This window comes from Sphingomonas sanguinis, assembly GCF_019297835.1.
GTDB classification, from domain to species: Bacteria; Pseudomonadota; Alphaproteobacteria; order Sphingomonadales; family Sphingomonadaceae; genus Sphingomonas; species Sphingomonas sanguinis_D.
Map to the genome: position 1 here is coordinate 2,039,327 of NZ_CP079203.1, position 16,686 is coordinate 2,056,012.

Annotated in this window: 19 protein-coding genes and 1 tRNA gene; 2 read left to right on the plus strand and 18 right to left on the minus strand. The window is 69.3% G+C overall.

Annotation, left to right across the window (positions count from 1 at the left end; genetic code table 11):
- Window positions 1–92: 92 nt before the first annotated feature.
- From KV697_RS09455 to KV697_RS09535, 17 genes are all read right to left on the minus strand, one after another.
- Window positions 93–599: a DUF2793 domain-containing protein gene (locus KV697_RS09455; protein WP_219021047.1), complete on the minus strand. Its 507-nt coding sequence runs from the start codon at window positions 597–599 to the stop codon at window positions 93–95.
- Window positions 596–2,722 (minus strand): phage tail protein, encoded by a 2,127-nt coding sequence (locus KV697_RS09460; protein ID WP_219021048.1) that lies wholly within the window; start codon window positions 2,720–2,722, stop codon window positions 596–598. Before KV697_RS09460 ends, KV697_RS09455 begins: the two co-directional genes overlap by 4 nt.
- The gene (locus KV697_RS09465; protein ID WP_219021049.1) at window positions 2,722–3,090 is read right to left on the minus strand and encodes a peptidoglycan endopeptidase; all 369 of its coding nucleotides are present in this window, start codon (window positions 3,088–3,090) and stop codon (window positions 2,722–2,724) included. The genes KV697_RS09460 and KV697_RS09465 overlap by 1 nt, the downstream gene beginning before the upstream one ends.
- Window positions 3,087–3,893, minus strand: a complete 807-nt coding sequence (locus KV697_RS09470) for a DUF2163 domain-containing protein (protein WP_219021050.1) — start codon at window positions 3,891–3,893, stop codon at window positions 3,087–3,089. The genes KV697_RS09465 and KV697_RS09470 overlap by 4 nt, the downstream gene beginning before the upstream one ends.
- On the minus strand, window positions 3,890–6,163 hold the full coding sequence (locus tag KV697_RS09475) for a DUF2460 domain-containing protein (RefSeq protein ID WP_219021051.1): 2,274 nt from the start codon (window positions 6,161–6,163) through the stop codon (window positions 3,890–3,892). The genes KV697_RS09470 and KV697_RS09475 overlap by 4 nt, the downstream gene beginning before the upstream one ends.
- Before the next feature lie 221 nt (window positions 6,164–6,384).
- Window positions 6,385–6,921, minus strand: coding sequence for a tail tape measure protein (locus KV697_RS09480; RefSeq protein WP_219021052.1), 537 nt, complete (start codon window positions 6,919–6,921; stop codon window positions 6,385–6,387).
- On the minus strand, window positions 6,914–7,111 hold the full coding sequence (locus tag KV697_RS09485) for a phage tail assembly chaperone (RefSeq protein WP_219021053.1): 198 nt from the start codon (window positions 7,109–7,111) through the stop codon (window positions 6,914–6,916). Before KV697_RS09485 ends, KV697_RS09480 begins: the two co-directional genes overlap by 8 nt.
- Window positions 7,108–7,431, minus strand: a complete 324-nt coding sequence (locus KV697_RS09490; protein ID WP_219021054.1) for a gene transfer agent family protein — start codon at window positions 7,429–7,431, stop codon at window positions 7,108–7,110. Before KV697_RS09490 ends, KV697_RS09485 begins: the two co-directional genes overlap by 4 nt.
- Window positions 7,428–7,835: a phage major tail protein, TP901-1 family gene (locus KV697_RS09495; protein ID WP_076714791.1), complete on the minus strand. Its 408-nt coding sequence runs from the start codon at window positions 7,833–7,835 to the stop codon at window positions 7,428–7,430. The genes KV697_RS09490 and KV697_RS09495 overlap by 4 nt, the downstream gene beginning before the upstream one ends.
- A gap of 11 nt (window positions 7,836–7,846) precedes the next feature.
- Entirely contained in the window at window positions 7,847–8,236 is a 390-nt protein-coding gene (gene gp17 / locus KV697_RS09500; RefSeq protein WP_219021055.1) for a tail completion protein gp17, read from the minus strand.
- Entirely contained in the window at window positions 8,233–8,727 is a 495-nt protein-coding gene (locus KV697_RS09505; RefSeq protein WP_257575792.1) for a hypothetical protein, read from the minus strand. Before KV697_RS09505 ends, gp17 begins: the two co-directional genes overlap by 4 nt.
- Window positions 8,728–8,925: 198 nt before the next feature.
- Window positions 8,926–9,921 (minus strand): phage major capsid protein, encoded by a 996-nt coding sequence (locus KV697_RS09510; RefSeq protein ID WP_219021056.1) that lies wholly within the window; start codon window positions 9,919–9,921, stop codon window positions 8,926–8,928.
- Between the two features lies 1 nt (window position 9,922).
- Window positions 9,923–10,303, minus strand: a complete 381-nt coding sequence (locus KV697_RS09515) for an HK97 family phage prohead protease (protein WP_219021057.1) — start codon at window positions 10,301–10,303, stop codon at window positions 9,923–9,925.
- Entirely contained in the window at window positions 10,300–10,605 is a 306-nt protein-coding gene (locus KV697_RS09520; protein ID WP_219021058.1) for a DUF6127 family protein, read from the minus strand. Before KV697_RS09520 ends, KV697_RS09515 begins: the two co-directional genes overlap by 4 nt.
- Window positions 10,602–11,705 (minus strand): phage portal protein, encoded by a 1,104-nt coding sequence (locus KV697_RS09525; RefSeq protein WP_219021059.1) that lies wholly within the window; start codon window positions 11,703–11,705, stop codon window positions 10,602–10,604. Before KV697_RS09525 ends, KV697_RS09520 begins: the two co-directional genes overlap by 4 nt.
- A 169-nt stretch (window positions 11,706–11,874) precedes the next feature.
- The gene (locus KV697_RS09530) at window positions 11,875–13,185 is read right to left on the minus strand and encodes a DNA-packaging protein (RefSeq protein ID WP_219021060.1); all 1,311 of its coding nucleotides are present in this window, start codon (window positions 13,183–13,185) and stop codon (window positions 11,875–11,877) included.
- Window positions 13,185–13,664, minus strand: a complete 480-nt coding sequence (locus KV697_RS09535; RefSeq protein ID WP_219021061.1) for a hypothetical protein — start codon at window positions 13,662–13,664, stop codon at window positions 13,185–13,187. The genes KV697_RS09530 and KV697_RS09535 overlap by 1 nt, the downstream gene beginning before the upstream one ends.
- Before the next feature lie 187 nt (window positions 13,665–13,851).
- On the opposite strand from KV697_RS09535, the gene KV697_RS09540 reads away from it, so the two are divergent.
- Window positions 13,852–13,927 (plus strand) — tRNA-Val (locus KV697_RS09540).
- A 107-nt stretch (window positions 13,928–14,034) separates the two neighbouring features.
- Window positions 14,035–14,565, plus strand: coding sequence for a hypothetical protein (locus KV697_RS09545; protein WP_219021062.1), 531 nt, complete (start codon window positions 14,035–14,037; stop codon window positions 14,563–14,565).
- Between the two features lie 63 nt (window positions 14,566–14,628).
- Here KV697_RS09545 and KV697_RS09550 read toward each other — a convergent pair whose 3' ends face one another.
- Window positions 14,629–16,440 (minus strand): glycoside hydrolase family 127 protein, encoded by a 1,812-nt coding sequence (locus KV697_RS09550; RefSeq protein WP_374011411.1) that lies wholly within the window; start codon window positions 16,438–16,440, stop codon window positions 14,629–14,631.
- Window positions 16,441–16,686 lie beyond the last annotated feature (246 nt).

Here is a 16,686-nt window from a genome sequence, read left to right on the forward strand (position 1 = left end):
CTACGGACAGCGCAAACCCACTATCGGAGCGTTGGTTTCCACGCAAGCGAACAAAAGCCCGCCACTGTGGCATTAAAAGCACAGATTTTCGTTCAGCCGGAGGCGACAAGACCATGATCCGCCAGCGCCGCGATTACCGCATTCAGGGCCAATCGCGCTTCGGAATCAACGACTTGGCCGCCGGCAGGCGACGCAATGCCAGGTCGTTGCGCGCCAACAACTTTTTTTCCCTCCACCATCAGGAACCGGGCCACGACCCTGCCCAGCCGCCACTGATTTCCGTCCCATTCGCAGCGGCAATCATCCGCCCGACTCCACACGGACAATCCTACGCGGGGAACCAGGAATCGCCAGCCGCCATCGGTCCAGCCTGCCAGCATTCCGGCACGGCCCGTCCAGACATCGCCCGGCTGACTGCCGACAATCCACGCCTGACCAGGCGACGGAGTGCCCGGCGGCACATTCTGTCCGACCGACTCGACGCATGGATGCACCATCAGGTCGAGCAGGCTGAGCGCCTCGTTATGCGTCATTTCCTTTTGTGCCTGGCCTGCCGCCAGCAGCGGCAGCGTCCAGCGCGGCGTATCGTTCGTCGTCATGCGCCCTCTCCCACGATTCCGACCAGCGGCGCCGAAGCGCCCCAGGTCCCGATCTGCCTGATGGTCACCCGCGTTCCATCGGGTGCCGCGCCGCTCCAGCCAGCGGCGGTCAGGTCCTCCACCCGGTCGCCGATCGCGATGCGATAGCGCTCCGCCTCTTCGCCCAGCGGCGCGTCGACCCGGTCCAGCCAGCGCCAGCCGATCCGGCTCCGCCGCGTCCACCCGATCGTCACGCGCCCCTCTGCCCCGCGACGGCACCGCCAGCCGACCGGCGACGGCGGCAGGACCGATAGGCCCGTGACCTCGGCCACCGCCTGAACACCCTCGACAGGGTCACCCAGGCCATGCGCCATGACGCGGACGCTGCGGCCCAGCATGGCGATCGGCACGTCCACGGTCCGCACCGAACCGGGCGCGATCAGGACGAAGGATGCGCCGGGCTTGGCCTGTCCCATCATCGCCTCGGTCCCGCGAAGCCCGCGCCGCAAGCCGCTCAGCCGCCAATGTCGATCGCCCAGCGGCTGCGCCTGGGCGAACTGGATCAGCTCGCCGTCGATCCAAGCGAGGTTGGCGCCCGCATCCAGCGCGGCGTCATCGGCATCCGCCAGATCCTCGGCCAGTTGCACGTCGAACCTTCCCCGACGATCGACCAGAGCGCTGCCGCCGCCGGGCGTCACCGCGCTGACCACGCCGATGATGCCGGGCAGCGCGGTCGGGCCGAGCGCCGTCCAGCTTGCCCCGTCGTCGAGGCTATAGGCCAGCTCCGCCTGTCGCCAGCCCGGGCCGCCCGCCGCCACCACCGACAGGCGCGGCGCCGAGAGCAGTTCGTCGGTCAGCGGTGGTGCCTCGAACGCGATCAGCCGGGTCGTGCCGATCACCCGATCCGCCGCCCGCGCGATCCGGCCGGGTGAGGCAGGCAGGATCGGCCCGCCCTGCCCCAGCGGCATGCAGGTCAGCCGGACCGCCATCGCCTCCCACGCTGCCTCAGTCACACGCCAGCGCCCCGCCTCGCCATCGATCCGCACGATGCTGCCCGGCGTGACGGTCAGCGCCTCGGGACCGAGCGTCACGATACGCCGCACCCGCTCGGCCGCGTGACGCGCCAGCCGGTCCTGCGCCAGCGTGCGCGCGGTCGTGGCGTCGAGCGCGGCGGCCAGCTCCAGCCGATCGTCGCGCACGCCGCCGGGACGCCGCGCCCGCTGCACCCCAATCTGATAATCGCGGGCCGGATCGTAATGGGCGACCGTGACGCTGGCGGGCACCAGCGCCTCGCTGGCGATCGCGCGCGTGCCGCGACGGCCCGGTCCGTCCGCACCCATGCCCTCGTCACGGATCACCTGCCCAGCACCGCTGCCCGGCACCGCCAGCTGCACGCCCGCGCCCTCGGCGACCCATTGTCCGCCGCTCATGTCGGCCAGCATCTCCAGCACCGCGCGCACGCTGCCGCCGCTCGCCGCAAAGCCCGCCACACTCATCCCCGCATCGCCAGGCCGCACCACGGGCGACAGCGCCTGCGCGATCCCGTCGCAGGAGACGGGACCGGAATCGGCCTCCACCTCGAAGGTCAATTGCGGGATACGGTTGCCGAACTCGGCCAGTGCCAGCCCCTCGAACACTGCATAGGCGATGCCCCGAAAGGCCGACGCCCGCGCGCCCTCGATCGAGGCGATCAGCGGGTCGACAGTCTGGTCTTCGGTGCCGGGATGGAGGCGAAAACCGGTCGTGACCTTGAAGTCCCCCGCGCTTCCGCGCAACAACCGGCCGTCGGCCCAGATCCGCCCGACCCGCCGGATCGCCCGCCCCGACAAGGCGACCGCGAAGTTGGCGGAGTAGCTGTAGCTTTCCGTACCCGGCCGCCCCTTGCCGCCGCCGGTCACGCCCCGTGCCTCGACCAGATCGGTCGCCCAGATCACCGGCCCGGCGACGCGCATCGTGCCGAAGACGGCGGGCATCTGCGTGCCATAGGTCGATGTCTGCACCGACAGTTCGGCCAGACGCGGGCCTTGCCTGCGCGGCGGGCCCAGCACCGCATGATCGACCCGATTACCGATCAGCGCGCCGATCGCGCCGCCCACCGGCCCCAGCAGCGCACGTCCCACCGTGCCCAAGACCAAGGTCGCCATTACCCCTCCCCCTTCCAACATCCCAGCACCGGCCAAGGCGGCACGCCCGGTCGCCAGGCGACACGGCGCAGCCCCGCATCGGCATGGACGATCCCGTCGCTCACCCGGATCGCCAGATGCAGCTGCCCCGGCCCGGCCTGCATCAGCAGCACCGCACCCGGCTCATCCTCGCAGCGCTCGAATGCCGCATCGAGCAGCGCCGCCACCCGCCCCTCGTCGCCGCTGCGCCAGCCATAGCCGGTCGGCGCATCCCGCCCCGTCGCCAGCGCGACCAGCCCGACGCAATCCAGCCCATGCACCGCGTCGCGCCCGTGCAGCCGGAACCGCACGCCGATCAGCGCCCGCGCCGCCGCCTCCACGCCGTTCATGCGCCGGGATAGCGGGTGAGCAGGTCGATGCCGGGCAGGAACGGCTCGCCGCGAAAATTCACGACATTGCCGAAGCGCGACAGACAGGTTTCGAGGCGCTTGTCACACCCTTCGACCAATTCGATCAGCGCGCCCGGCGCGACTCCGAAGGCGGGCGCGGCGGACAGCCACAGCCGATTCCCCTCGGACCGCGCCACCATGGCCTCCAGTCCGGCATTGTCGCCGCCGAACCAGATCAGCCGCCCCTGGCCATAGGCGTTGGCGACCGGCTCGGTGGCGTCGACGGTCAGCGCGACTTCGCCGTCCCAGGCCGCAACCCGCACGAACCGCCGCCGCCCCGCCATCGCCACGCGGCACCGCTTGCCGCCCAGCGAGGCGCGGCAGTCGGGCGAGGTTTCCTCCGCCACCGGCCGGTCGAGCGATGCCGCCACCCCGCGCAATTCGGCGGTGAAGCCGCCCTCGCCCAGTTGGACCGCGCCGATCGTTCCCTGTCCCAGCGGCACGGGGGCGTTCTCGCCGCTCCAGTCGACCGCGATCGCCGCCACGCTCGCCCCATCCGAACGCCCGCTCAGCAGATCGCGCTCGCCGATCGCCGCGCTGGTCAGCGCCCCCGATGCCTCCATCAGATCGGGGGCGAGGCCATCGCCGCGCAGGATCGCACTGGGCGTCAGGCCGGGCGCCGCGCGATAGCGCAGCCCCTCGATCCACAGGTCATGGTCGTGGCCCGTCAGCCCGATCGTCACTCCGTCGCGCCGCTCGATCCGCCAGCACAGCACCCATGTCGTCAGCGTATCGGCGCTCATGCCTCCCGCACCTCGACCAGTGGGACCGAGGCCGCCGCGCCCGCGCGGAACCCGGCCAGCGTCGCGCTCAGCCGATCCTCGGCAAAGCGGACGGGCACGTCGAAGAGGAAGCTGGCGGTGATCGCCGCGCCCGCCGCAGGGGCGGTGTCGAAGAGCAGCCAGCCGCCCAGCTCCATCCCGAAGCCGGTGACGCCACGGCCTGCGACCTTCACCGACACGCTGCCCGGCACCGGCCGGGTGATACGGCGCGACTGGTCGCCATAATGGCGGGCCAGCGCGAAGCGGCGGGTGGTGCCGTCGCCCATGCCGATCGCTTCGTCGGTGCCGATGCTGTCGAAGGGATCGCGGAGGCGGAAGCCCCGCGCCGGTCCCATCCGCGCCCGGAAAAAGCCGAGCAGCGTGGCAATGTCCTCGGCCGAGCGGATGCCGGGTCCGACATCATAGGTCGTCCGCGCCTCCGCCCAAGCCGCATTGCGTGCCTCGCGCCCGCCCGCGCTGGTCAGGATCGCGGTCGAGAAGCCCGGCGTCACCTCCGCCTCGCGCCCCAGCGCCAGCGGGAACAGCACATCGTCGAAAGCCTGCACCTCGTCCTCCTCCCCTTCCCAGCACACAAATCCATCGCGCATCACCTGCGGCATCGCCCACACATAGGTCGCGGCGACGCCCCGCTCGCGCGCCACCTGCGCCGCGTCGGCGATGCGGCCCCATTGGTCCCGCTGATCCCCCCGCAGCACGAAGCCCGCCAGGTAATGCTGGCGCGCAGGCGGATAGCCGAGTCGTGCCTTGGCCAGCGCGACGCCCTTTCGGGTCGAGGCGGTGTCGCCCGCCGTCACCCAGTCATAATCCTCCAGCTGCAGCACATCGAAGGCCGGGCTCGCCCAGCCGATCGGCATGTTGGCGCGCTTGGCCTCTGGCGCCTGCGGGTCGAGCACGGTCGGCAGATAGGTGAGCAGATGGGTGACGCAGCCCGGTGCCGCCGCCTTGGCGACCGCGCACAGTGCCGCCGTGGACGCCGCCAGACACGCCCCCGCGCGGTCAAGCGTCTCGCGCTGCGCCTGCGTCTTCGCCCCCGCCATGCTCGCCATCGGCACCGGCGCGAAGGCCGCCACCGCCGCCGCATCGTACAGGCACGGCGCGCCGTCCGAAGGGCGCACCCACCACCAGGGCTCACCGACCTGGAATTGCGGCGCCAGCCCCGCCCCCTCGCCGATCGCCAGGAACGCGCGCGCCACCGCCTGCAGATAGGCCATCGCGCCGCCATGCGCCGGGCTGAGCAGGGTCGAAGGCGGCTCCCATCCGGTCAGTGCAGGCGCGCCATCGGCAGAGCGCTGTTTCCAGTCGCCCCAGCAATGCGCGTCGAACAGCTCATAGGACAACGACCAGATCAGGCCGTAGCCCAGCGCCTTGGCCTCGCTGGCGAAAGCGCGATGCCATGCCGCACTCGCCACGTTCAGCGCACCGCCCGCGAGGCTGGCGTAGAGACCATCGCCGCTGCGTTCGAGCCGGAAATAATGGCTCATGCCGACATAATGGACGATGCCGCCGCGATAGCCGAGGTGCAGCATGTTGCGCAGCAAACGCTGCGGCGTCAGGTGATAGCTGTCGTCATAACCGCTGGCGATGCGGAGCCCCTGTTCGGGCATAACGCCTGCCCCGACCCCGATCACCGCGCCCGGTCCGTCACAGGCGATGCCCGTCAGCTCCACCCAGCCCTCGCGCGGCTGCGCCAGCAGGGTCGCGCCCGCATCATAATCGGGTGCGACCAAAGAGACGAACATGCGGTCGATATCGCCCGCCCAGACGAGATCGCGATCCTCCGGAAACCGGAACCCGCCCGCTAGGTCCGCGAAGTCGATCACGACCTCCGCATCCTCCGGCGTGCCGGTCGCATAATTCCACAGCCGGACATACCAGGCACGGGCCTTGCCGCTCTCGTCGCGCCCCTCAATGGTCAACGTCGGCCCATGCCGCGCATCCAGCGGCTTGATCCCGCCCGAGCGCCAGCGGAACCGCAACCGGCAATCGCGATAATTGCGCACCGTGTCGTAGCGCAGCAGCGGATGGTCGTGCCGGTCGGCCGATTCCCAGATCAGCCCCGCCAGATCGTCGGCACGATAGAATACTGCGTCGATCCGCAGCGCGTCCGGTGCGGTCGCGACCACCGCTGCCATCATCGGGCGCGGAAAATCGACCGTCCAGTAACGCGGGTCGAAGCGCGACAACGTGTCGCTCCGCTGGTCGCGGCGTTCGCTATGCAAGCACCATTGCATGATTTCGTTCCTTCAATTCCTCCCCTGCAAGGGGAGGGTGCGCGAGCTTTGACGTGCCCCCGGCACGTCAAGATGGTGCCGGGGGCACCATCTCGCCCGCGCACATGCGAAGCATGGTGGAGGGGTGTCCCCAGTGGTGAGGCTCCACCGTCTCTCTCACCGCGACACCCCTCCGTCAGGGCTGCGCCCTGCCACCTCCCCTTGCAGGGGAGGAAAGATGCTCAATCCTCCGCCAGCGCCGCGCGCACCGCCCGCGCCACCTGTCGGCTGGAGCGTTGCAGCACGCCCGCCGCCTCGCCCGCCCCCGCGTTGATCGTGATCGCCACCCGCACGTCGCGCGGGGAACCACCGGGGCGCAGCGTCTCGACCCGTCCGCTGCTCGTCGGCAGGAACACCTCCGGCCCGCGCTCACCGACCAGATAGGGGCGGTCGGGCGATACCGGCCCACCGGTCGCCCGCCCCGGCAGACCCGAGGCGAGGCCGCCCAGCAGGCTGAGCAACCCGCCATCGTGGAGTGTGCCCAAGCCCTGTTTCAGCGCCAGGCGCGCGATCTGGTCGAGCACCGACAGCGCGGTCGCCTTCAGTTCCTCGAAGCCGAACTTGCCGGTCCGCGCGGCGCGCAGCAGCGCCCCCTCGACCGATCGCGCGCCGATCTCCGCCGCGTCGGCCAGCCCGCGCGACAGTTCGGCGCGCATCGACCCCATGTCCGCCATGAAGCCCCGCATATCGATGCGGGGTGCAAAATCCTGTTCATCCATCCGGATACATCTCCCGCAAGCGGGCGAGGGTGGCGGGCGAGGGCGGATCGCCACCCTCCGCCCCGCCCGTCATCGCCGCCACGATTCCCTGAAGCTCGGCCGGGGTGGCGCGCCAGAAACGGTCGGGCGACCAGCCCAGCACCGCGCCCGTCATCCCCGCCAGCCGCGCCGCCGCCTCGGCAAAGGTCATCGGCCGTCCGATGCTTGGCCGCCCAGTATCTGGCGCAGCAATTGCCGCAGCACGGGCGCCAGCGCCGCCAGACCCAGATCGACCAGCGCCTCGCCCAGCTGTTCGCGGCTCAGCCCCTCGGGCACCTCGCGCAGGCAATGCCAGATCAGCGCCGCCGCCTCGCCCAGCGAGAGTTTGCCCTCGCCCGCCCGCACGACCAGCTCGAACAACGGCCCCAGTTCGCCCTCCGCCGCGACCAGAGCCTGGAAGCTCGGCCGTACGACCAGCTCGCTGCCGCCGACCCGAACGCTCGCCTCGCCGCGCATCGGATTCGCGCTCATGCCGACACCACCGGGCCGGAGCTTTCCAGCGCCAGCGTGTAGGTCCGCTCGCCGCCGAAATCGCCCGAGTAATCCAGCCGCGTGACCAGGAACCGCCCGGTCATCGACCCGCCGCTCTCGAAGCTCAGCCGATAGGTCTCGATCGTGCCCGCCAGCGCATGGCCGCGCATCCGCGCCTCCGCCGCCGATCCGGTGAAGACGCCCGCACCCGCCACGCTGACATGCCGCACGCCCGCCCCCGACAGCAATTCGCGCCAGCCGCCCGAATCCTTGCTGGTCACTACCACCGTCTCGCCATTGATCGACAGCTGCGTGGTGCGCAGTCCCGCCATCGTCGCGAAGGCGGGCGGCTCGGCCCCGTCGCCGATCTTGAGCAGAAAGGCGCTTCCCTTTTCGATTGCCATATCCCGTCCCCCTATTGTCCCATGCGCCACAGCCGGGCGCGCCATTCGACGCTCGCGGTCCAGCGTGCGCCCGTCTTCCCCATGCGGGTCGCCGTCACGCTCAGCCCCGCCACCCGCCAGCCGTCCGCCAAAATCTCCGCCAATCCGATCGCCTCCGCCGCCTGGACGCAGGCGCGCAGCCGCCGGGGCTGCTCGCCCTCATCGGTCAGGGTCAGCGCGACGCGCAGCTCGCGCCCCTCGATCCCCGCCGCGCCCCAATCGCTGTCGCTCGGCTCGCCCAGCACGGCTTGCGGCACGCTCGCCCGCACCGGCACCGCATCGAACAGCGCCACCCCCAGCGGCGTCAGCGCGGGGCGGAGCGCGGTCATCAACCCGACGCGCAACGCCTCCCGCGCGGTCATGCCCGCCTCGACCCGTCGAGCCGCATCCGCCGGTAGGGCCGCCAGAGTGCGGCAACGGCGGCGGGCGGCACGGCGGCGGCATCGCGATTGTCGAACAGATGCGCCCCCATGATCGCCACGCCATGTGCGATCTCGGGCGGCAGGCTGTCCCAAGCCTCGGCCAGGCCTGCACGATAGCGCACCGTCGCGGCCTCCCGCGTGCGAACCCAGCCGCGCCCGTCCCGGTCGATCGCGTTTTCCCCGCCGGACAGGATCGTCACGACCGGCGTCACCGCCAGCGCCTGCCACGCCACCGATCCCAGCATCGGCTCCTCGACGAGTCGTCGAATCAGCATCTGCCCGCAAAAGGATTCGGCCAGCCCCAGTGCGACACCCGCGACGCGCTCGACCAGCGCCGCTTCATTGCCCTCTTCCAGCCGCAGCAATGCGCGCACCGCGCCCGCCGCCACCGTCACGGTCGCAAGGGGCATGGCCTCCTTCGTCCCGCTCATCATGAATTCTCCTTCACCGATACAAGTTGCGACAGGCTCGACACACGGGCGTCACAGTTGGCGCGCAGAGAGTCGGACAGCCGCTGCCCGCCTCCCCCTTGGGCACCGGCCATGCCGACCCCGCGCCCCCCGGCCGGTTCGGCATCCTCCCTGAACTACGGGGCAGCCCTTTGTCGGCTGCCCCGATTTTTCAGGGACTTAGGCCGTCGCGAACTTCATCAGCTTGATCGCCTCCGAGTCGCTGACACAGCCGCCGACTCGCCGCGTGGCGTAGAAGGTGACGAACGGCTTGTTGCTGTACGGATCGCGCAGGATCGCGGTCTCGGCGCGCTCGGTGATGAGATACCCCGCCTGGAAATTGCCGAAGGCGATGGCACAGGCGTCCTGCGCGATGTCGGGCATGTCCTCCGCCTCGATCACCGGATAGCCGAGCAGCGTCGCGGGCTGCCCGGCCGCAAGCCCCGGCGCCCATAGAAACTGGCCGTCCGACGTCTTCATCTTGCGGATGTTGGTCGAGGTCGCGGCGTTCATCACGAAACACGCCCCCTGGCGGTACGGCGCACGCAGCAGCTGGACCAGATCAAGCAGCCGCTCCTCCGGCTTGGCGCCGAACGTGCCCTGCCCGCCACTCGCCAGATATTGCAGCGTGCCGAACGGACGCACCCCGTCCTTGGCGGTCGAGACGGGGTTGGTCAGGAAGCCCTTCGGCCGGTTCACCCCCGATCCGCTGACGAAGGCCTGTCCTTCCGCGCGGCCGAACTCGGTCGCGATCTCGCTGGCCAGCCAGCCTTCGACATCGAAGGCCGCGTCGTCCAGCATCGCCTGGCTGGCCGAAGGATTGGCGTAGAGCTCGCCCATCGGCGGCGCGAGTTCGACGAAGCTGGGCGTCGCCGTTTCGGGCCGCGCCGCCGTCTCGCTCGCCCAGCCCGACGGCGTGCCCCCGGTGGTCACCAGCTTGCGATAGCCCGCCGAGCCGACCGTCACGACATTGGCGATGCCGCGAATCGGCGAGACGTTGCGCAGCACCGATCCGATCGCCGCATCGATCTCGCGCGGCACGGCGAAGCCGCCGCTGTCGCCGGTGGTGCCGGTAAAGGCCTTCAGCTCGACGGTGGTGCCGCTGCGCACATAGCCGTCGAAAGCGCCGCCGGTCTTGCGCGCCCCGTCCAGCACGGGCCGTTCGATCATGTCCATATCATTCCCCCTTGGTAAAAATCCGAGTGACGCGGGCGAGCGGCTGCATCGGCACCGTCACCAGACTGATTTCGAGCAGCTCGGCCGACAGGATCGCGCGGGCCGCCCCCTGATGAATGACACGCGGGCGATAACCGACCGACAGGCCCGCCACCGCACCCGCCCGCACCATCGCGGCCAGCGCGGGGTCGTCGACCGCGCCCTCGACCGCCAGGCCCGTATCGTCCTCCGCCAGCGCGGTGATGCGCCCCATCGCCTCGCCGCGATGCTGCCAGAGCAGCGGAACCCGGTCGGCACCGGCAAAGGCGCCGCGCCGCATGACGTCACCCGCCCGGTCCATCCGGTCCCAGATCGCGGCATAGCCGGTGAAGGAAAGGCTCATTTCAGCCAGTCCTCCATCCCCAGCCGCATCGCGATCCCCGCGAGCAGCAGCGCGCCCAGCAGTCGGGTCAGCCAGCCGACCGCGCTCTTCCACACCGACGACTTGGCCTCGCGCCACGCGCTCAGCAGCTCGCGCAGTTCGGCGACATCGCCCGCGGCGTCGGCATCGGCGAGGCCCAATCGGGTGAGCGCACGCGTCGCGCCCAGCTCACCCGCCTCCTCCGCCACGGCGCGCAGCGTCACCAGGTCCGCACCGCTGTCCGCCGCCTGCGCCAACAGCCGCGCCAGAACGTCCCCGCTCATGACAGGCCGATCATTTGGCGCTTCTCCGCCGGATCGAGGAAGTCGGCGCTTGCCGCCATGGCCCAAAGCATCTGGCGTTCCTCGGCCAGCGCGGTGACGCGGTTGATGTCGACCGACAGGCTCGCTCCCTCGAACCAGCCCGCCAGTCCCTGCGACAGGCCGCTCAGGATTCCGCCCGCCAGCGGCAGGATCGCCTGCCGCCACAGCGCACGGTTCGCCTCGCGATAATTGGCATAGGTGTTGTCGCCGGGCAGGCCGAGCAGCATCGGCGGCACCCCGAACGCCAGCGCGATCTCACGCGCCGCCGACGACTTGGCCGCGATGAAGTCCAGCTCGGCCGGAGTCAGGCTCAGCGCCTGCCACTTCAGCCCGCCCTCCAGCAGCAGCGGACGCCCCGCATTGCCGCTGCCCGCAAAGCCCTCCATCTCGGCGCGCAGCCGCTCGAACTGGTCCGGGGTCAGGGTCGAACCGTCACCCGGATCATAGACCAAGGCCCCCGAAGGCCGCGCCGCATTGTCGAGCAGCGCGCGGTTCCAGGCCGCCGCCGCATTGTGAATCGCGATCGCCCCCGCCGCCGCGCCCAGACAGCCCAGCCCGTAATGATCGTCGAGCGGGTGGCAGCTTTTCAGATGCACCACCGACGGCTTCACCGGATCGACCGGCAAGGTCGTCACGCGACCGCCCGCGCGGTAGAGATAGGCGGCGGGCCAGCCGCTCGCGTCCAGCTCCATCGTCACCCGCTCGGGGCGCAGCGCGAACAGCTCGGCTACCTCGCCCTCGGCATCGCGCAGGATCTGCACATAGGCGTTGCCGTGCAGCAGCATGTGCGTCGCGACCGTCTCCAGCAGCGCCTGCCCCTCGCTGCGCGCTGCGACCAGCGCGATCAGCTCGGAGTGCGAGGCGGTCAGCGGCGCATCGGCCAGCCCGCCCGCCACCATCCGCACCGCCCGCTGCGCCACCGGATTGCGTAAGTAACCCTCGCGGACCTGCGTCTCGTAAGAGGGCGCCGCCCCCGTCAAAGGCACGCCGGACCGCGCCAACCCCAGCCCGAGCAAAGGACGCGCGGCCCCCCGCCCGGTCTTGCGACCGAACATCCTCATGATCGAACTCCTCGAAAAACATTCCTCCCCTGCAAGGGGAGGGGGACCATCCGTAGGATGGTGGAGGGGTGTCACTGCCCGCGAGGACAGCCCAACCTCTCCGACCTGGACACCCCTCCGTCAGGGCTTCGCCCTGCCACCTCCCCTTGCAGGGGAGGAAAAGGCGTCCTCACAAATTCCGTATCCCCGGGGCCCCGCGCCCGGACAGCATCAGCTCGGTCAGTGCCCAGACCAGCGCATCCGCCCGGTCCGGCGAGCGGCCAGGCCCGTCATAGGCCCCCGCCACCCCCAGCCCGCACAGCTCATCCTCCAGCGCGGGGAAGCCTCGCGAATGCCATACCCTACCTTGCGCATAGAGAAAGGACACCGGCTCCGCCCGCGCCGCCTTTCCGATCGAGGCGTACACCAGATGCACCGGCAGGGTCGGATCAGCGAGCCGCAGCACGCTTTCCACCATGTCGCCACCCTGGTTGCGCTCGGCCACCACCCGGTCCGCGCGGTTACGCCGGGCACAGCCCGCCACCCGCGCGGCCCAGCCCTCCGGCGAAAGCCCGGCCTCGCTGGCGTCCTCCAGCACATAGCCATGCCCGTCGCGCCCCAGCCCGACCGCCACGATCCCGCAGGCATCGCCGCTGCTCGTCGCGGGCGGATCGACGCCGACCACGACCCGGTCGAGCGCGGGCACCGTCTTGGCCCGCTGCCGGTCGAGCAGTGCGCGGGGCCACAAGGCCCCCTCGCGGTCGTCGATCATCTCGCCGTCCAGTTCCTGCCGCCCCAGCCGCGTGTCGCCATATTGCGCCAGCATCGCGTCCTGGAAGCTGTCGGGCAGATGCGCGTTGTCGCTGGTCCGCCCGATCGTCTCCACGCAATCGGGCAGCGCCATGACCTTGCGCATCAAGGGCGTCGCGCGCGGCGTGGTCGTGACCAGCACGCGCGGCCGCTCGCCCAGCCGGAGCGTCATCATCAGATTGTCCCATCCGGCCTCCCCCTTCCATTTGCCCAGTTCGTCGCACCACGCCGCATGATGCTGCGGTCCGCGCAAAGCCTCGGGCGCGGCGGCCGAATAGGCGAAGCCGATCGCGCCCGACGCGAAATGCACCTGGCCCAGGCTTCCGATCCATTTGGGCGCTTCACCTTTCCGCGCCACCGCCAGCAGCCCGCTTTCGCCGCGCACCATCACCCGCTCGACATCGCGCAAGGTCGCGCCCATCAGCGCGATCCGTGCCCCCGGATGCTCGCGGGCGAGCGCACTCACCCACTCCGCCCCCGCACGCGTCTTGCCGAACCCGCGCCCGGCGCGGATCAGCCAGACCCGCCAGTCGCCCGGCGGCGCCACCTGTCCGTCATGCGCCCATAATTCCCATCGCTCGACCAGTTCGCGCTTCTGGGCGGCCGTCAGCACGGCCAGCGCTTGTTCGCGCACACCCGGCTCCAGCATCGCCAGCGTGGCGAGCCGCGTTGCCGCATCTTGTCCCGCCATCACGCCATCCCCTTCAACCGCCGCCGCGCCAGCCCATCGAGCGCGCGTTCCAGCGCCGCATCGGTTTCCGCCGCGTCGGCCCGTGCCGCTTCGCTCGCGCCGTCACCGGCCTTGGCCAGCGCATCGCGGCGTGCGAGCAGCTTCAGATAGAATTGCACCTCGGTGGCGCCGAGCGGCGGGGTGATGGAGAGGCCGGTGGTCCCCGCACCGGCCTCTCCGCCCTCCTCCCCGTCCTCAGCCGCCAACAGGGTCAGCATCCGGCGCAGCAGCCCTTCCTCGACCAGCGCGTGTGCTGCGCCGATCGCCGTGTCCCAGGCCTCGCCAAAGGCCCGGTCGCGCCCCCGCAAGGCGCGTGCAGCCCGCAGCGTCTCTCCTACCGCCCGTGCCGCCGCGCCTGCATCGGCGCTGACCGCCAGCGCCGCCAGGAATTGCCGTCGCCGCGCCAGCGTCCACCGCGCGCCCTCCCCCGTTCCGGCCATCCCCACTCCCCCCGAAACACCGAGCGCGAACCCGACCGCTCCCCCGGTCGCATCCGCCCCTCGATGTTCCCGTTATGTACCCATGGCGGTGGGGTTTGTATCCAACAAACGAACCAGATGGGTTGGAGGCATAAAAGCGACTTGCCAGATGCGGACCGCATCGGCATTAGGCGGCCTTCCCGAGAGGGGGCGATTAGCTCAGTTGGTAGAGCGTCTCGTTTACACCGAGAATGTCGGCGGTTCGAGCCCGTCATCGCCCACCATCTTTCCAGAGACCTAATTGCCAGCTGAAATTGGCCTGCGGTTTTCTTTTCAAATTGTCTTCTGCTCGATGCTTGACCAAACATGGCGAGTCAGGGAGGCAATCAAGATGCGTGAATTTCTGTTGTGGCTGCAGAGCCACGACAAACTCGCAGGCTGGGCACAATTTGCTGGTGCCGTTCTGGCTTTGCTAGTCACGTATTTCACGGCTTTCATGCCGATTTGGCATCGCAAACGCCAGCTCCGAAAAGCTGCGGCTCGACTGCTCTCGCATGGGTATGAGGTCTTGGAGAGCTATCACAGAACGACGCCGAATTTTTTGCCGACATCACTTACTCTTCGCGCAGCCGCCCTCTCTTTCGGTGGGATCATCGACGAAATTGGACGCTTTCCGGTTTATGAATTGGACGATCAGGGTAGCCGGTCCTTGGCGCGCTATCTTGTCGCCATGAATGGAACTCTCGTTGCCGCGCGATTTGTGATTGAAAATACGGCCAACGATCTCGGAAATCGCGAGGCGACCGAAGATGAACGAGATGTGCTAGTAGCATTCCTCACCGACAGGCTCGAATTTGCCCGACAGATGCTCGCTGGCGAAGAACTGAAGCGGCCTGAATGGCCTACGCCTGACGGGCCATAAGATAATGCTTCTTAAAGTGGCAGAGCCGCTAGCTCCCCGGTTCGCACCGGGGAGCTAAGGAACTCAAGCCAGCTTCCAATAGGTCGCATAACGCTGATGCGCGATCTGGTGATAGGGGATGAGCCGCACCTTCTGGCCGTCCGCCGCCGGGATGGTGAACTCCAGCGGCTTGCCGGTCGCGCTGATCGTCTTTGCCAGGGCATCCGGCTCACCCGACAGCGTCGGGGCCTGAAACGGCGTGTCGTTATACTCGCCGTACTTCCGCTCGCTGACGATGATGTCCGCGCCCGGGGCCAGCCCCTCGCGGCCTAGCGCGCCCGCCAGCACCAGCGGGCCATAGGTGAAGGCGACGATCTCGGGCGTGGCGGGGGCGCTCTCGACGGCGGGCTCCATGACCATACGCCATTCGACCGTGTCGCCGGTCTTCCATGTCCGGGTCAGTTCGGCATAGCAGCCGGGCTTGTCCGAACGCTGCACCTCCGCGCCGTTGACCAGCAGGGTCGCGGTGCGGCTCCATTTGGGGTGGCGCAGCTTCAGGGTCAGCTCGGTCGGCTGGCGCAATTTCCAGCGAAACTGGGTGTTCGCCGCCTCGGGGAAGTTCGTCGCCTGGGTCAGCGACGCCCCCTTGTCGGCCCAGGTCACGGTCGAGGGGATGAACAGGTTCACGTACAGCGCACGGTCGTCATGGAAGTAGATCGAGTCGCGATACTTCACATGATTTTCCATGCCCGTACCGGTGCAGCACCAGAAGCTGTCCTCGGGCGTGTGGTACAGCTTCATGTAGCCCGGCCGCGCACCCTGGAAATAGGTCGCCATGCCCGAGTCCGGGTCCTGCGAAGCGAGGATGCCGTTGTAGAGCGTGCGCTCGTAATAATCGGCATAGTCCGCCTGCGGGTCGCGCAGGAACAGCGCGCGGGTCAACTTCAGCATGTTGTGCTGGCAGCAGGTTTCCGACCCCTTGGCCGAGAACACATGCTTGTCGAAATCCGCCATGGCGAAGAAATGCTCGCCATCGCCGTGGCCGCCGGTGGCGAAGGCGCGGGTATGCGCGACCGTGCGCCAGAAAAAGGCGGCGGCGTTGTGATAGGCATCGTCGCCATTCGCCTCATAGACGCGCTGGAAACCGATGATCTTCGGGATCTGGGTGTTGGCGTGCATCCCGTCGAGATAGTCGCGGCCCTGGCCCAGCGGCTTCATCACCGCCTTTTGCGAGAAGCGTTCGGCAAGGCGGCGATAGTCGTCCTTGCCGGTCATGAAATACAGATCGGCATACACTTCGTTCATGCCGCCATATTCGGTCTCCAGCATCGTCTCGAACTGCGCATCCGACAGCGGCTTGGTGGCGACGACGCCCCAATCGGCCAGCCGGATCAGCACCGGCCGCGCCGCCTCGCTCCCCGCCAGCTGCACCGCATCGCGCAGGCCCGCATAGACCTTGTGCAGCGTGTACCAGGGCACACCGGTGATCGGTTCGCCGCGCAGATGCGCCGCGACCAGTGCCGCCCCCTTCGGAAAGGCGCAGACCAATCCGCTGCCCGCCGCCTGCTGGCACGCGGCCAGCTCGTTCGCGATATAGTCGATGCGCTGGCGGTAGCGCTTGTCCTTGGTCGCGCGGTACGCCAGCGCGCAGGCTGAGAGATAATGGCCCAGTGTGTGGCCATGGCAGTTGATGTCGGCCCACTGCGCCTCCGACTCCCAGCCGCCATAGACCGGCGCCTTGGGCTTCAATCCGGCATTAGTGCGGAAATTGGCCAGCATCCGGTCGGGTTGCAGGCGCATCAGATACGCCTCGGTCATCTTCTGCGCGTGGAGGAAGGGGCTGTCGGCCAGCGTGACGTCGGCCATGTCGAAGGGCTGGACCGCGTTGACGGGCATGGGCGCTGCAGGCTTCGCGCCGTTCTGCGCCCAGGCGGAGGCGGGCATCACCGCCCCCCATCCGGTCGCCAGGGCACCGATACTGGCCGTGGCAAGGACTTGACGCCGCGACGGGGCGGGACAGCATGAAGGCACCGATCTTCTCCGACTATTCTATTTTTCAGCAGTTTGCGTCGCACGGCCTAAATCCGCAAACGTTTTCGAGCCCGAACGCGAAATTTGCGTCCCGGCGACCGCCGAATAGCG

Coding starts and splice junctions, on each gene's coding strand:
- KV697_RS09455 (WP_219021047.1), bottom strand. CDS start 599: ATGACGACGAACGATACGCCGCGCTGGACGCTGCCGCTGCTGGCGGCA.
- KV697_RS09460 (WP_219021048.1), bottom strand. CDS start 2,722: ATGGCGACCTTGGTCTTGGGCACGGTGGGACGTGCGCTGCTGGGGCCG.
- KV697_RS09465 (WP_219021049.1), bottom strand. CDS start 3,090: ATGAACGGCGTGGAGGCGGCGGCGCGGGCGCTGATCGGCGTGCGGTTC.
- KV697_RS09470 (WP_219021050.1), bottom strand. CDS start 3,893: ATGAGCGCCGATACGCTGACGACATGGGTGCTGTGCTGGCGGATCGAG.
- KV697_RS09475 (WP_219021051.1), bottom strand. CDS start 6,163: ATGCAATGGTGCTTGCATAGCGAACGCCGCGACCAGCGGAGCGACACG.
- KV697_RS09480 (WP_219021052.1), bottom strand. CDS start 6,921: ATGGATGAACAGGATTTTGCACCCCGCATCGATATGCGGGGCTTCATG.
- KV697_RS09485 (WP_219021053.1), bottom strand. CDS start 7,111: ATGACCTTTGCCGAGGCGGCGGCGCGGCTGGCGGGGATGACGGGCGCG.
- KV697_RS09490 (WP_219021054.1), bottom strand. CDS start 7,431: ATGAGCGCGAATCCGATGCGCGGCGAGGCGAGCGTTCGGGTCGGCGGC.
- KV697_RS09495 (WP_076714791.1), bottom strand. CDS start 7,835: ATGGCAATCGAAAAGGGAAGCGCCTTTCTGCTCAAGATCGGCGACGGG.
- gp17 (WP_219021055.1), bottom strand. CDS start 8,236: ATGACCGCGCGGGAGGCGTTGCGCGTCGGGTTGATGACCGCGCTCCGC.
- KV697_RS09505 (WP_257575792.1), bottom strand. CDS start 8,727: ATGAGCGGGACGAAGGAGGCCATGCCCCTTGCGACCGTGACGGTGGCG.
- KV697_RS09510 (WP_219021056.1), bottom strand. CDS start 9,921: ATGGACATGATCGAACGGCCCGTGCTGGACGGGGCGCGCAAGACCGGC.
- KV697_RS09515 (WP_219021057.1), bottom strand. CDS start 10,303: ATGAGCCTTTCCTTCACCGGCTATGCCGCGATCTGGGACCGGATGGAC.
- KV697_RS09520 (WP_219021058.1), bottom strand. CDS start 10,605: ATGAGCGGGGACGTTCTGGCGCGGCTGTTGGCGCAGGCGGCGGACAGC.
- KV697_RS09525 (WP_219021059.1), bottom strand. CDS start 11,705: ATGAGGATGTTCGGTCGCAAGACCGGGCGGGGGGCCGCGCGTCCTTTG.
- KV697_RS09530 (WP_219021060.1), bottom strand. CDS start 13,185: ATGGCGGGACAAGATGCGGCAACGCGGCTCGCCACGCTGGCGATGCTG.
- KV697_RS09535 (WP_219021061.1), bottom strand. CDS start 13,664: ATGGCCGGAACGGGGGAGGGCGCGCGGTGGACGCTGGCGCGGCGACGG.
- KV697_RS09545 (WP_219021062.1), top strand. CDS start 14,035: ATGCGTGAATTTCTGTTGTGGCTGCAGAGCCACGACAAACTCGCAGGC.
- KV697_RS09550 (WP_374011411.1), bottom strand. CDS start 16,440: ATGCCCGTCAACGCGGTCCAGCCCTTCGACATGGCCGACGTCACGCTG.